The organism is Pseudomonas sp. IPO3749, assembly GCF_013386605.1.
Taxonomy (GTDB): Bacteria; Pseudomonadota; Gammaproteobacteria; order Pseudomonadales; family Pseudomonadaceae; genus Aquipseudomonas; species Aquipseudomonas azotoformans_A.
In genome coordinates, this window is sequence record NZ_JACARN010000043.1 from 109,590 (window position 1) to 122,337 (window position 12,748).

General features: G+C 60.1%; 10 protein-coding genes and 1 rRNA gene. 4 read left to right on the forward strand and 7 right to left on the reverse strand.

Annotated elements, in window-relative coordinates:
• Window positions 1–114: 114 nt before the first annotated feature.
• The 3 genes from HX812_RS18340 to HX812_RS18350 all read right to left on the reverse strand — a co-directional run bounded on the left by HX812_RS18340 (window position 115) and on the right by HX812_RS18350 (window position 3,766).
• Entirely contained in the window at window positions 115–747 is a 633-nt protein-coding gene (locus tag HX812_RS18340; protein ID WP_038845036.1) for a glutathione S-transferase, read from the reverse strand.
• Between the two features lie 12 nt (window positions 748–759).
• Window positions 760–1,338 (reverse strand): GNAT family N-acetyltransferase, encoded by a 579-nt coding sequence (locus HX812_RS18345; RefSeq protein WP_038845037.1) that lies wholly within the window; start codon window positions 1,336–1,338, stop codon window positions 760–762.
• Between the two features lie 70 nt (window positions 1,339–1,408).
• Window positions 1,409–3,766 (reverse strand): DNA polymerase II, encoded by a 2,358-nt coding sequence (locus HX812_RS18350; protein ID WP_038845039.1) that lies wholly within the window; start codon window positions 3,764–3,766, stop codon window positions 1,409–1,411.
• Between the two features lie 197 nt (window positions 3,767–3,963).
• Between HX812_RS18350 and HX812_RS18355 the strand changes: the two genes are divergently transcribed.
• Together HX812_RS18355 and HX812_RS18360 are read left to right on the forward strand one after the other, a co-directional pair.
• Window positions 3,964–6,201: a TonB-dependent siderophore receptor gene (locus HX812_RS18355; protein WP_038845040.1), complete on the forward strand. Its 2,238-nt coding sequence runs from the start codon at window positions 3,964–3,966 to the stop codon at window positions 6,199–6,201.
• An 87-nt stretch (window positions 6,202–6,288) separates the two neighbouring features.
• Complete coding sequence (locus tag HX812_RS18360) at window positions 6,289–6,876, forward strand: hypothetical protein (RefSeq protein ID WP_038845042.1); 588 nt, start codon at window positions 6,289–6,291, stop codon at window positions 6,874–6,876.
• 41 nt (window positions 6,877–6,917) lie between these two features.
• Here HX812_RS18360 and HX812_RS18365 read toward each other — a convergent pair whose 3' ends face one another.
• Entirely contained in the window at window positions 6,918–7,385 is a 468-nt protein-coding gene (locus tag HX812_RS18365) for an SRPBCC family protein (protein ID WP_038845043.1), read from the reverse strand.
• 171 nt (window positions 7,386–7,556) lie between these two features.
• Between HX812_RS18365 and HX812_RS18370 the strand changes: the two genes are divergently transcribed.
• Window positions 7,557–7,958: a GFA family protein gene (locus HX812_RS18370; RefSeq protein WP_038845044.1), complete on the forward strand. Its 402-nt coding sequence runs from the start codon at window positions 7,557–7,559 to the stop codon at window positions 7,956–7,958.
• 1 nt (window position 7,959) lies between these two features.
• Here the strand turns inward: HX812_RS18370 and mrdA are convergent, their stop codons facing one another.
• Complete coding sequence (gene mrdA, locus HX812_RS18375) at window positions 7,960–9,852, reverse strand: penicillin-binding protein 2 (protein WP_038845046.1); 1,893 nt, start codon at window positions 9,850–9,852, stop codon at window positions 7,960–7,962.
• 135 nt (window positions 9,853–9,987) lie between these two features.
• Window positions 9,988–11,403 (reverse strand): aldehyde dehydrogenase family protein, encoded by a 1,416-nt coding sequence (locus HX812_RS18380; RefSeq protein ID WP_038845047.1) that lies wholly within the window; start codon window positions 11,401–11,403, stop codon window positions 9,988–9,990.
• 102 nt (window positions 11,404–11,505) lie between these two features.
• Here HX812_RS18380 and HX812_RS18385 point away from each other — a divergent pair, with 102 nt between their 5' ends.
• A complete protein-coding gene (locus tag HX812_RS18385) occupies window positions 11,506–12,396 on the forward strand; it encodes a LysR family transcriptional regulator (RefSeq protein WP_038845049.1) in 891 nt (296 codons plus the stop codon).
• A gap of 88 nt (window positions 12,397–12,484) precedes the next feature.
• Here HX812_RS18385 and rrf read toward each other — a convergent pair.
• A 5S ribosomal RNA gene (rrf, locus tag HX812_RS18390) occupies window positions 12,485–12,600 on the reverse strand.
• Between the last annotated feature and the right edge of the window lie 148 nt (window positions 12,601–12,748).

Consider the following 12,748-nt stretch of genomic DNA (forward strand, 5'->3'; position numbering starts at 1 on the left):
CAGTCAAATTCAAGGATGATTCCTACACCACTTTAAGAAAGCGTAGGACAGGACGCCCGCTACGCAAGGGTTTGGTAGGCTCAAGTGTCATTGTTTCCACTGATTTCGGAAACATCATGAGACCTTCCACTCGGGCCAATGCCGAGCAAATACGGGGGCGACGATGGGGTCGGCATCCACCTGCGCCAGGCTCTGGGCAAAGCCCGGCGCCAGGCCGTTCAATGCCTCTCGCGCTTCATCCCAGCGCGACACCGCTGCCGCCATGAGGCCCAACGCATTCGGCACGCCGTTGGGCGCAAACAGTTGCTCGTCGAACTGATCGGCGAACATCACCCAGGCCTGATGCAGGTAACGCCGGGTGCCCGCCACCAATTGCGCCTGCACGGTTTCGTTGACGTTGCCGAGCCAGCGTTGCGGGTAGTCGATGATGCCGATGGCCGAGTAGCAATTGGCCGCGATGTACACCAGACCGCGGATGATCTGCGCACGGTTACCGGCCAGCAAGTCCGAGGCGGGATATTCCAGGCCCAGGTGGATCAGGATCGCGGCACTTTCGGTCAACACTTGGCCATCGGCGGTGACCAGGGTGGGCACCTGTTTGAGCGGGTTGATCCGGGCCAGCTCATCACTGCCCTCACCCTCCGCCCAGGAGGCCGCGTCCACCCGTCGCCACGGCACTGCACAGCGTTGCAGGGCGATTTCGATCATGCAAGAGCCGGATTCGTCGATGCCATACAGCGTGTACATGGGCTTTTCCTCCTAACGGTGCAGTTTGGCCTGCAAGTTCGCCTTCACCTGCGGCCATTCCGAATCGATGATGCTGAAGCGCACCGAGTTGCGCTTGCGCCCGTCGGGCATGATGCGCTCGTGGCGCACGATACCTTCCTGCACAGCGCCGAGGCGCAGGATCGCGGCGCGGGACTTTTCGTTGAGCTCATCGGTGGTGAATTGCACGCGCACGCAGTCGAGCACTTCGAACGCGTAGGTCAGCAACAGCAGCTTGGCTTCGGTGTTGATCGCGCTTTTCTGCGTGGACAGCGCCAGCCAGGTATGGCCGATTTCCAACTTGCGATTGACCCGGTCGACCTTCCAGAACCGCGTACTGCCGACCACTTGGCCGTCTTCACGACGCACCAGGGTGAACGGGATCACGCTACCGGCGTCACGCCCCGCCAGGGCGGTGTCGATGTATTTATCAACCGTGTCCGGGCCCGGTACGTTAGTGACCTTCAGGTTCCACAATTCGCCATCGGCGGCGGCGTCGAGCAAGGCAGCCCTGTGTTCCCTTTGCAGGGGCAGGAGTTCGACCGTGGTGCCGGTCAGTGTGATCAGGGTCATGGTGGCAGCGCCGTCTGGGTGGTCATCAGAGACAGAGAGTGCAGGCTGCCACCCTGACGAATCAAGCGTTTTAAAACAGGCCCATCTGACCGCCCACCAGGGTACTGAAATCGTCATTCACGAACGGCAGGATCGCATCCGCCACCGGTTGTAATTGCCGGGTGACGTAGTGGTCGTAATCGATGGGCGCTTGCCGCACTTCCAGCGGTTCCGGGCCGTTGACGCTGATCACGTAGCTGATCCAGCCACCGCGCTGGTACTGGCGCGGGCGGTTCAGGCGGTCGTTGTACTCATCGGCCAGACGCGCGGCGCGCACATGGGGCGGCACGTTGCGCTCGTAGTCGTCCAGCCGGCGGCGCAGGCGTTTGCGGTAGATCAGCAATTCATCGAATTCGCCGCTGAGGGTACGGCGCACGTAGTCGCGGATGTAGTCCTGATGCGGCTGGCGATGGAAGATGCGTTGGTAGAGTTCCTGCTGGAAGCGACGGGCCAGGGGCGACCAGTCGCTGCGCACGGTTTCCAGGCCTTTATAGACCATGTCTTCGCTGCCATCGCTGCGCACCACCAGGCCGGCATAGCGTTTCTTGCTGCCCTCCTCCGCACCACGGATGGTCGGCATGAGGAACCGCGTGAAGTGGGTTTCGTACTGCAACTCCAAAGCGCTTTGCAGGCCGAACGCGGTGAGCAGGTGCTCGCGCCACCAATCGTTGACGTGCTGTACCAAGGCTTGGCCGATACGGCTGGCATCCTTTTGGGAATGCGCGCTGCCGAGCCACACGAAGGTGGAGTCGGTGTCGCCGTAGATCACCTCATAGCCTTGTGCTTCGACCAGTTCGCGGGTCTGGCGCATGATCTGGTGGCCACGCATCGTGATCGACGAAGCCAGGCGTGTATCGAAGAAGCGGCAGCCGCTGGAGCCGAGTACGCCGTAGAAGGCGTTCATGATGATTTTCAAGGCCTGGGACAGCGGCGCGTTGTGTTCGCGCTTGGCCTCTTCGCGGCCTTCGGAAACCCGCGCGACGATGGACGGCAAGCAATGCCGGGTGCGGGAAAACCGTGCGCCGCGAAAGCCTTCTACCGAGTCACTGTCGTCGGGGTACTTGAGGCCTTCGATGAGACCCACCGGGTCGATCAGGAAACTGCGGATGATCGACGGGTAGAGGCTTTTGTAGTCGAGCACCAACACCGATTCGTAAAGCCCAGGGCGTGAGTCCATGACAAATCCGCCGGGGCTGGCCTGGGGCGGTTTGTCGCCCAGGTTCGGCGCGACGAAGCCCTGGCGATGCATCAACGGCATGTACAAATGGGTGAACGCGGCGACGGAGCCGCCGCTGCGGTCGGCCGGCAAGCCGGTGACGCTGGCGCGCTCCAGCAGGAACTTGAGCAGTTCGGTCTTCTCGAAAATCCGCGTGACCAGCTCGCAGTCCTTGAGGTTGTAGCGCGCCAGGGCGGGCTTGTCCTCGGCGAACATGCGGTTGATCTCGTCCATGCGCTGGTACGGCGTGGAGATGTCCTTGCCTTCGCCCAGCAGCGTTTGCGCGACGTTCTCCAGGCTGAAGGATTCAAAGCTCCAGGTGGCCGAACGCAGGGCTTCGATGCCATCGATGATCAAGCGCCCCGCTGCGGCGGCAAAGTAATGATTGCGGCTACCGTGCTCGCGCCAGGCCATCGGTTCTTCGCCCCGGCCGAGCATGAGCGGCACATTGAGGCGCTGGGCATGTTCGTGCAGCACGCGCAGGTCGAACTGCACCACGTTCCAGCCGATGATCGCATCGGGGTCGTGCAGCGCCAGCCATTGGTTGAGGCGTTCGAGTAGTTGGGCACGGGTGTCGCAATAGTCGAGCTTGAAGTCCACGGCGTCGGTTTTGTTCGGCGGGCCAAGCATGTACACCTGGCGCTCGCCGCAGCCTTCGAGGGCGATGGAATAGAGATCGCCCTGGGCGGTGGTCTCGATGTCGAGGGACACCAGTTTCAGCGGCGGACGGTAGTCGGGCGCGGGTTTCATCTGTGCGTCGCACAGTACGTCGCTGGCGTCGGCTGTGCCGCCGAACCACACTGGGGCAGTGATGAAACGCTCCATCATGTAGCGTTCGGGCGGGCGCACGTCGCCTTCGTAGACGTCGACGCCCGCCGCGCGCAGGCGTTTTTCCACGTCCATCGCCTGGCGGTGCTGGCGGGTGTACAGGCCGAGGACGGGGCGGTGATGGAAATCGCACAGCTGCAAGGGGCGCAGCTCGATGTCGCGCTCGCCCTTGAGCAGCCAATCCAGCGGCTTGCGATGGGCCTCGGGAATGAACATCACCGAGGTCTGCACGGGTAGGCGGACAAATCTCGGGCCCTGGTCGGTGGCCAGCCAGAAGCTGACCTCCGTGCCCGCCGGGGTATCGCGCCAATGCCGGGTCAGGACAAAACCCTGCTGTAAATCCACCGTACCGCACCTCAGGAATCGCTTTCAGGGCGTGATTCTACTCGGCATCCATGCACGCAGACCGTGTGAGTAAAAATTTGTTGCGTGACGTTAATAATAATTACTATCATTCGCGCCGGAGTCGTATCCGCGCAGTGAGGACGCGCAACGCCGTTGCCCTTTTCCTCACACATGACGGTTAGCCGTCAGGATCGCCCATGCCCGCCCCATTCGCCGTGCCGTTGCGCCCAACCCTGCTCGCCCTGTGCTGCTCCCTGAGCCTCAGCGCTCACGCTGCAACCCCAGCCACCCCGCAGGATGCGAACACCGGCCAGGAAGGCAACACGCTGGAACTGGGCGCCACCAACATCAACGCCGATGCCCCCGCGCCAAGCGCACTGCCCCCTGTATATGCGGGTGGCCAAGTGGCACGCGGTGGTCAATTGGGTGTGCTGGGCAACCAGGACATCATGGACGTGCCGTTCAGCATGGCCTCCTACACCGAGAAACTGATTCGCGACCAGCAGGCCGAAACCGTCGGCGATGTGCTGCTCAACGACTCGTCCGTACGCCAGGCGTCGGGGTTTGCCAACCAGGCGCAGACCTTCATGATCCGTGGCCTGCCACTGAATGGCGACGACATTTCCTTCAACGGCTTGTACGGCATCCTGCCGCGCCAGATCCTCTCCACCGACGCCTTGGAGCGCGTGGAAGTGTTCAAGGGCCCGAACGCCTTCATCAACGGCGTGACGCCCGGCGGTTCGGGGATCGGCGGCGGTGTGAACCTGCAACCCAAGCGCGCCGATGACGTGCCGCTGCGTCGGTTCAGCACCGATATCAGCAGTGATGGCCGGGTGGGCGAACACTTGGATATTGGCCAGCGTTTCGGTGAGGACAATCGTTTTGGCGCACGGGTGAACCTGTCACAGCGCGAAGGCGATACCGGCATCGACGATGAAAACCAACGCTCGAAGCTGTTTGCCGTCGGCCTGGACTACCGTGGCGATGCGTTGCGCCTGTCGAGTGACTTTGTGTACCAAAAGCAGCGCATCAACGGCGGGCGCAACTCGGTCTTTTTGGGCACCGCCACCCATGTCCCGGATGCACCGTCGGCCGACACCAACTACGCGCCGAGCTGGAGCAGTACCAACCTTGAGGACACCCTGGGGATGCTGCGCGCCGAGTATGACTTGAATGATAACTGGACGGCCTATGCGGCGGCCGGTGCCAAGCACACCCGGGAAATGGGGCAGTATTCATCTGTCACCCTGACTGACAACAGCGGCAACGCCCTGGCAAGCCGTTCGACCATTGCCCACGAAGAGGACAACCGCAGCGCCATGGGCGGCCTGAATGGCAAGTTCCAGACCGGCGCTGTCAGTCACCGTCTCAACTTCGGTTTGGCCGGTATCTGGACCCAGGCGCGCAACGCCTATGTGTTCAACGCCTCATCGACAGCGACCCCCACCAATATCTACGACCCGGTCACTGGCGCGCCGCCCACCTTGAACAACCCACGCAATACGCCAGGCACGGATTTCAGCGACCCGACCATTACCGCCAAGACCTTTGTGCGCAGTACGGCGGTGTCCGACACGCTGGGGTTCTTCGATGACCGCCTGTTGGTGACGGTCGGTGCACGCCGCCAGCAGATTGTCGTGCAGGGTTACAACTATATGAGCGGCACCCGCACGGCCAACTACGACGAGTCGATCACCACGCCGGTCTACGGCCTGGTCTTCAAGCCGTGGGAGCACGTGTCCTTCTATGCCAACCGCATCGAAGGGTTGGCCCAAGGCCCGACCTCCCCCGTCAACTCGGGCAACCGGACCATCATCGGCGGTGGCGAGGTGTTTGCGCCAGCGCGCTCCAAGCAGATTGAAGCGGGCGTGAAAGTCGACATGGGCACCTATGGGGCAACACTGGGTGTTTACCGTATCGAACAACCGGGGGCCGGTTACGTTCAGGTCATCGATGCAACGACAGCGCGTTATGTCCGCGAAGGCCTGCAAATCAACAAAGGCGTGGAACTGAACGTCTTCGGCGAACCGGTCAGCGGCCTGCGCCTGCTGGGCGGTGTGACGGTGATGAAGACCGAACTCAAGGACACGCAAAACGGCGCCAACGATGGTAACCGCGCCATCGGCGTGCCTTCGTTCCAGCTCAATGCCGGCGTGGATTGGGATGTGCCCGGCCTGCAAGGCGTGACCCTCAACGGCCGCATGCTGCGCACCGGTGGGCAGTACGCCGACGCCGCCAACAACCTGAGCCTGCCAGCCTGGAACCGTTTCGATATCGGCGCGCGCTACAACTTCAAGGTGGCCCAGCGTGATGTCACCCTCGGCGCCACCGTGGAGAACGTCGCCAACGAGAAGTACTGGGAATCGGCCCAGGGCGGTTTCCTGAGCCAAGGCGATCCGCGCGTCGCCAAGCTGTCGGCCAGCGTGGACTTCTAACAGGACGGCAACAACGTGAGCCGGCAGATTTGCGCATCGCCGGCTCACCACTAGACTCAGGGCTCCTCTCACATGGAAGTCCTGACAATGAAGTTAACTCGTTCCCTGCGCCAGGCAATCGCCCTGGCCACCCTGCTGTCTGCCGGCCACCTGGTGGCCCATGCCGCCGATATCCCGCTGTCCAAATCCCTTGAAGCCGATGAAGTCACCACCAAGGTGCTGGCGGTAGATGCCGCCAAGCATCAAGTCGTGCTTGCGGGTGCCGAGGGCCGTGAGGTGCATGTGCAGCTCACCGATGCCGCCAAGGACCTGGGCAATCTCAAGGTCGGCGACCAGGTCAAGGTATTGACCACCCATTCGGTCGCGGCCGTGCTGGACACCGACGTGGACAAGGGCGCACCGGACGCCAGCGAAAAAACCGGCGTGATCCGCGCCACCGCCGACAACCCGAACCCAGGTGGCGCGGCCTTCCGCCAGGTTCAGGTGCAGCTGAAGATCACCCATATCGACCTGAAGAAAAACCAGGTCACCCTGGAGAATCCAGCCGGTGCGACGAAGGTGTTGAACGTTGAGAAACCGGAAATCCGCGCCGGCCTCAAAGACCTCAAGGTCGGGCAGAGTGTGGTGGTGACTTACACCGACACCCTGGAGATCACCACCGCTCACGAAAGCTGAGACCGGTGAAAGGCGGGCATCACTGATGATGCCCGCTACCCTCAAGCCTGACGGGCCCGGCTCAAGTAGTTTTCGATGTTGCCCATCTGTTCGTCCCAGCCACGGGAATTCATTTTGAAGGCCTTCTGCCGTCGTGCCTCAGGCACGGCATCGAACCCGGATTCGACCACCCGCAGCAGAATGCCCGGCGCCCGATCCTCAATCGTGAACTCCACCAAGGTTGGGGTTTCCTGGTCGTAGTCGACACCCTCCTCGACCGCGAAGGGATGCCACCAGAATGAGAACAGGGTTTGCGGCAGGATGCGTTCGATCCTGGCCTTCCAGATCACATGTTCGTAACCGGGATACGTGATCGGCGCTTCGATGCTTTGCCCGGCTGTGAAGGTTTTGCCGTCGAGTGCGATACCAAACCACCGGCCGAATTGCTCGGCATCGGTGAGGGCTTCCCAGACCTGTTTACGTGACGCGTTGAGCAGGACTTTTCGTTCGATTCGATCCAATACGTGCATAAGTCACCTCCTCCATTGACAGTAGGCGACATCGAACAATGCGCAACCTTTCGGCCACGCATTGGTGTTGCGACTTGCTTCAGAACGTCCACTTGGCGGAACAAAGGCAATGGCTATGCGCCGCGTGGTGGCAAAAGGTAGATTGTCTCCTCTCCTCTGAGGTGACGTGTGATGACCCAACCACTCAATGGCAGTTGTTTCTGCAAGGCTGTGCGGTACCAGTTAGACAGCTTGGATATGCCTATCAGCCACTGCCATTGCGACAGCTGCCGCAAGGTGCATGCGGCGGCCTTTGTCGCGACGGCCGGCGTGATGCGTGAACACTTTCGCTGGACCCAGGGCATCGAGTTATTAGCGCCCTTCGAGTCTTCGCCGGGTAAACACCGACATTTCTGCTCGCGCTGCGGCTCACACCTGATGGCGGAGCGTGGGCATCAACCCCACGTCATTGTGCGGGTGGCGACGCTGGACGATGATCCGGGGGTCAGGCCTACCGCGCACATCTGGACCACCCATGATGTGCCTTGGCTGGCCTACGAAGGCGTAGACCAGTGGGATGAGTGGATGACCTGAATCAAACCTTGGGATCACCGGGCGCTTTGGCTGGCGTCGCATATTGGGGTTTCAGATGGCCTTGCTGGTCGAGCAGCCAGGCGTCCATGATCTGGCGCACCACCGGACCCGCCACGCGGCCGCCGGCCTCACCGTTTTCGATCATCACCGAAATCACGATCTTCGGGTGTTCCGCTGGCGCGAAGCCGACGAACAGGGCGTTGTCGCGATGGCGTTCGAGGGTCTTCTCACGGTTGTAACGCTCGCCCTGCTTGATCGCCACCACTTGCGCCGTACCACTCTTGCCGGCAATGCGGTATTGCGCGCCTTGTGCGGCAGCACGGGCAATGCCGCGTGGGTCGTGCATCACCAGTTGCATGCCGTGATTGACCTGTTCCCAATCACGGGGGTCCTTGAGGACCACGTTCGGCATCGGGTTTTCATCCACCGGCGGCACGCCGTTGATGGTCTTGGCCAGGTGCGGTCGGTTCCACACGCCTTTGTTGGCAATCAGTGCGGTGGCCTGGGCCAGTTGCAGTGGCGTGACCTGCATGTAGCCCTGGCCAATGCCGAGAATCACGGTTTCACCCGGGAACCAAGGTTGGCGGCGCGTGGCGCGCTTCCAGGCCTGAGAAGGCATCAGGCCGGCTGATTCTTCGAACATGTCCAATGAGACTTTCTGGCCAAGGCCGAACTCAGCCAGATAGTCGTGCAAGCGATCGATACCCAGCTTGTGTGCAAGGTCGTAAAAGTAGGTGTCGTTGGAGCGCATGATGGCCGCGTCCATATCTACCCAGCCGTCACCGCTGTGGTTCCAGTTGCGGTATTTATGGTCAAAATCCGGCAGTTGGTAGTAACCAGGGTCGAACACGCGGGTTTGTGCAGTAACAACACCACTGTCGAGACCGGCGATGGCGACTTCCGGTTTGATCGTCGAGCCTGGCGCGTAGAGACCCCGTAGCACACGGTTGAACAGCGGCCGGTCGATGGAATCGTGCAGTGCAGCGTATTCCTTGAAGCTGATACCGGTGACAAACAAGTTCGGATCGAAACTGGGTTTGCTGACCATGGCGAGAACTTCGCCGGTTTGCGGGTCCAGTGCAACCACCGAGCCACGGCGATCGCCCAAGGCTTCTTCCGCGGCTTCCTGGAGGTGCACGTCGAGGCTCAGCACGATGTTTTTGCCGGGAATCGGGTCGGTGTGCTTGAGTACGCGCAGTACGCGGCCCTGCGCATTGGTCTCGACTTCCTCATAGCCGACGTGGCCATGCAGCTCCGATTCGTAAAAGCGCTCGATACCGGTCTTGCCGATGGACTGCGTACCGCGGTACTCCACGGAGTCGAGGGCTTTGGATTCTTTCTCGTTGATCCGGCCTACGTAACCGATGGAGTGCGCAAAGTGAGCGCCCAACGGGTAATGGCGGACGAACTGCGGTTCTACGTCTACGCCTGGGAGGCGGAACTCGTTCACGGCCAGTAGCGCGATCTGCTCTTCGGTCAGCTCGTAAAACAAGGTCACAGGGACGAAAGGATGGCGTGCCTGCTTCAGCGCCTTGTCGAAGACCGCGCGGTCTTCAGCCGGCAAGTGCAGCAAACTGACAATGGCGTCCAGCTCGCCCTTGAGGTCGGTGGTGCGCTCGCGAGTGATGGTCAGGTTGTAGCTGGGGCGGTTGTCGGCCAGTACCACGCCGTTACGGTCATAGATCAACCCGCGCGTCGGGGTAATCGGCAAAACGTGGACACGGTTGTTTTCGGAAATCGTCGAGTGATAGTCGAACTGTACGACCTGCAGGAAGTACATGCGCCCTACCAGCGCACAGGTGATGCCGATCACCAACAGTGCGCAGGCGAGCAAGCGCTTGTTGACCAGGCGGTTCTCTTTTTCGTGATCTTTGATCGGTATCGGTTCAGGCATTTCTACAGCATCTCGTTGAAGAAGGTCGACGCCGCGTCCTGCGGATGAAAGATCAATCCCTGTGAAAATGTGCTGCACCATACCAAAAATGCAGAAACACTTTGCATCGATTTCCCCAACGGCAGGTTTTGAGGGTTAAGAGAGGATGGATTTTGGCTCCAGAAAAGCCTCCAGACCGAAAGTACCGTATTCACGACCGATGCCGGATTGTTTAAAACCGCCAAAAGGCGCAAGGGGTTCGTGGGCCAGGGTGTTGATCAGCACGCGACCAGCGTCGATTTGAGAGGCCAGGGTGTGAGCTTTCTTTACATCGGTGGACAGAATATAAGCCTGAAGGCCATAGGGCGTGTCGTTGGCGATGGCCAGGGCTTCTGCTTCATCTTTGTAGGTGATAACCGAAAGCACTGGGCCGAAGATTTCTTCGCGAGCAATGGTCATCTGGTTCGTCACGCGGCTGAAGACAGTGGGTTTGATGTACCAACCGGCCGTGCATTCGTCGGGTAGACCCGGCCCCCCCGCCAGTAGGTGAGCGCCCTCTTCGACACCCATCTGGATATAGGCCTGAACCCTCTGCCATTGCTTGAGGCTGACCATGGGACCGACACTGGTGTTCGGGTCCTGCGGGTCGCCTGCACGGATGTTGGCAACTTCCTTGATGATCAACCGCTCCACCTCAGCCAAACGATGAGCAGGTACGAGGATTCGGGTGGCCGCGATACAGGCCTGCCCGCTGTTCATGAAGCCTGCCTGAAGCGCCATGGGGATGGCTTTTTTCAAATCGGTATCATCGAGAACCAATACAGGCGACTTCCCACCCAGTTCGAGGGTGATCCGTTTCAGGGTTTCAGCGCCCGCACGCAGGATGTGTTTACCTACTGCCGTGGAGCCAGTGAACGAGACCTTGGCAATGTCAGCGTGCGTACTGAGAACGGCACCAACGGTTTCGCCACGCCCTGTCACGATATTGAAGACTCCGGCGGGTAATCCGGCTTGATGAAGCGCGCGGGTAACGACTGAGGTTTGCAAGGCGCTCATTTCGCTGGGCTTGATCACGGCCGTACAACCGGCAGCGAGGGCGGCGGCCAGCTTACCGCAGATGAAGCCAGCGTTGCTGTTCCAGGGCGTGATAAGCCCAGCGACGCCCAAGGGTTGCATGATCACTTCAGCGATACCGATGCGCCGAGTGAAGTCATAGTCCTGCAGCACACGCGCAGCATCCAGTAGGACGCTGGCTGCATGTTTGGCCATCCAGACCGCACGGGAAACCGGTGCGCCGTACTCTTCGATGATGGCTTGGGTGAGTTCGGCTTCCACGCCCGCGACCGCGGCATGCATGCGTTTGAGATGAGCGACGCGCGTAGCTTTGGGCGTGCGCGAGAACTCAGGAAAGGCCTGCTTTGCGGCTTTGATGGCGGCGTGTGCGTCTTGCTCGTCGGCCAACCTGACTTGCCCGATGGGCTGGGCGGTCGCCGGGTTGAAGAGGTCGAACAGCTCCTCGCCGTGGGGCGTGACAAACTGGCCATTGATGTAGATTTCATTGATCTGGTGCATAGGTTCTCCGAAAACACTCAGTTGGTATGCCCTACGGTAAGCCACTATGATTGGCCTAATAATCCGTACAAAATGGCATGAGCTGATGAGTGATCCAGGACAATGAACACATCCGGGCTGAATGAACTGGAAGCAGTGCTGGCGGTAGCACGCCATCGGAGTTTCCGCGCTGCGGCGACTGAGCTGGATGTGTCGACATCTGCCCTGAGCCACTCGATTGCTGCGCTTGAAGCGCGAATGGGAGTGCGCTTGTTCAATCGGACGACACGCAGTGTGTCGTTGTCGGAGGTAGGGGCGGAGTTTGTCAGCACAATTACGCCCGCCCTCTCGACGATCCGGATTGCGTTGGAACAAGCCGGTAATCGCCAGGCGGACCCAACCGGTACTTTACGGCTGAACACATCGGCTGGTGCGGCCAAACAAGTGATGCCACTGTTGCTCGAATACCTGCGACGCCATCCACAGATGAAGCTGGATATCGTCACCGAGGGTCGCCTGGTTGATATTGTCGCTCAAGGGTTTGATGCAGGGATTCGCTTGGGCGATAGCATTCCACTGGACATGGTTGCCGTGGATATCAGCCCTCGACAGCGCTTTGCCGTGCTGGGAAGTCCGGCCTATTTTGCTGAACATCCTACCCCGCAGACCCCTTTGGATTTGAGCGCACATGATTGCATTCGCAGCCGCATGCCGAGCGGCACTATTTATCGGTGGGAGTTTGAACGACACGGTGAAGCTATAACTGTGGACGTACAAGGGCCACTGACGCTTGATAACCCTACTCTGATGCTTGAGGCGGCCCGAGCTGGGGTTGGCCTGGTTTATCTAACTGAGTGGAATGCCGCGGCGGATCTCGCAGCAGGACGCTTGGTGCGTGTGCTTGAAGACTGGACGCCGTCGTTTGACAAGTTGCGGCTCTACTATCCAGGAAGGCGTCATGTACCGGCGGGTTTGAGGGCGTTGATAGAGTTGATCAAGGAGAAAGATTTTTAAGCGATGTAACCTATCTATCTTCAATGCACTTTTCGCCCGCCCAAAACAAAACCCCATCTGCTTTCGCAAATGGGGTTTCGGAATTTAATCTTGACGATGACCTACTCTCACATGGGGAAACCCCACACTACCATCGGCGATGCATCGTTTCACTGCTGAGTTCGGGATGGGATCAGGTGGTTCCAATGCTCTATGGTCGTCAAGAAATTCGGGTACTGAGTCGCGGCATGTGCCTCGCTTCAGCAAATTGGGTATGTGACAGCTTTCGGTGTTTTGTGAGATTCGAACTTTCGGTTCTATCGTCTTCACACACCGCAATCTGGCCTTTCGACTCAAATTGCTTGGGTGTTAT

Coding starts and splice junctions, on each gene's coding strand:
- HX812_RS18340 (WP_038845036.1), bottom strand. CDS start 747: ATGTACACGCTGTATGGCATCGACGAATCCGGCTCTTGCATGATCGAA.
- HX812_RS18345 (WP_038845037.1), bottom strand. CDS start 1,338: ATGACCCTGATCACACTGACCGGCACCACGGTCGAACTCCTGCCCCTG.
- HX812_RS18355 (WP_038845040.1), top strand. CDS start 3,964: ATGCCCGCCCCATTCGCCGTGCCGTTGCGCCCAACCCTGCTCGCCCTG.
- HX812_RS18360 (WP_038845042.1), top strand. CDS start 6,289: ATGAAGTTAACTCGTTCCCTGCGCCAGGCAATCGCCCTGGCCACCCTG.
- HX812_RS18365 (WP_038845043.1), bottom strand. CDS start 7,385: ATGCACGTATTGGATCGAATCGAACGAAAAGTCCTGCTCAACGCGTCA.
- HX812_RS18370 (WP_038845044.1), top strand. CDS start 7,557: ATGACCCAACCACTCAATGGCAGTTGTTTCTGCAAGGCTGTGCGGTAC.
- mrdA (WP_038845046.1), bottom strand. CDS start 9,852: ATGCCTGAACCGATACCGATCAAAGATCACGAAAAAGAGAACCGCCTG.
- HX812_RS18380 (WP_038845047.1), bottom strand. CDS start 11,403: ATGCACCAGATCAATGAAATCTACATCAATGGCCAGTTTGTCACGCCC.
- HX812_RS18385 (WP_038845049.1), top strand. CDS start 11,506: ATGAACACATCCGGGCTGAATGAACTGGAAGCAGTGCTGGCGGTAGCA.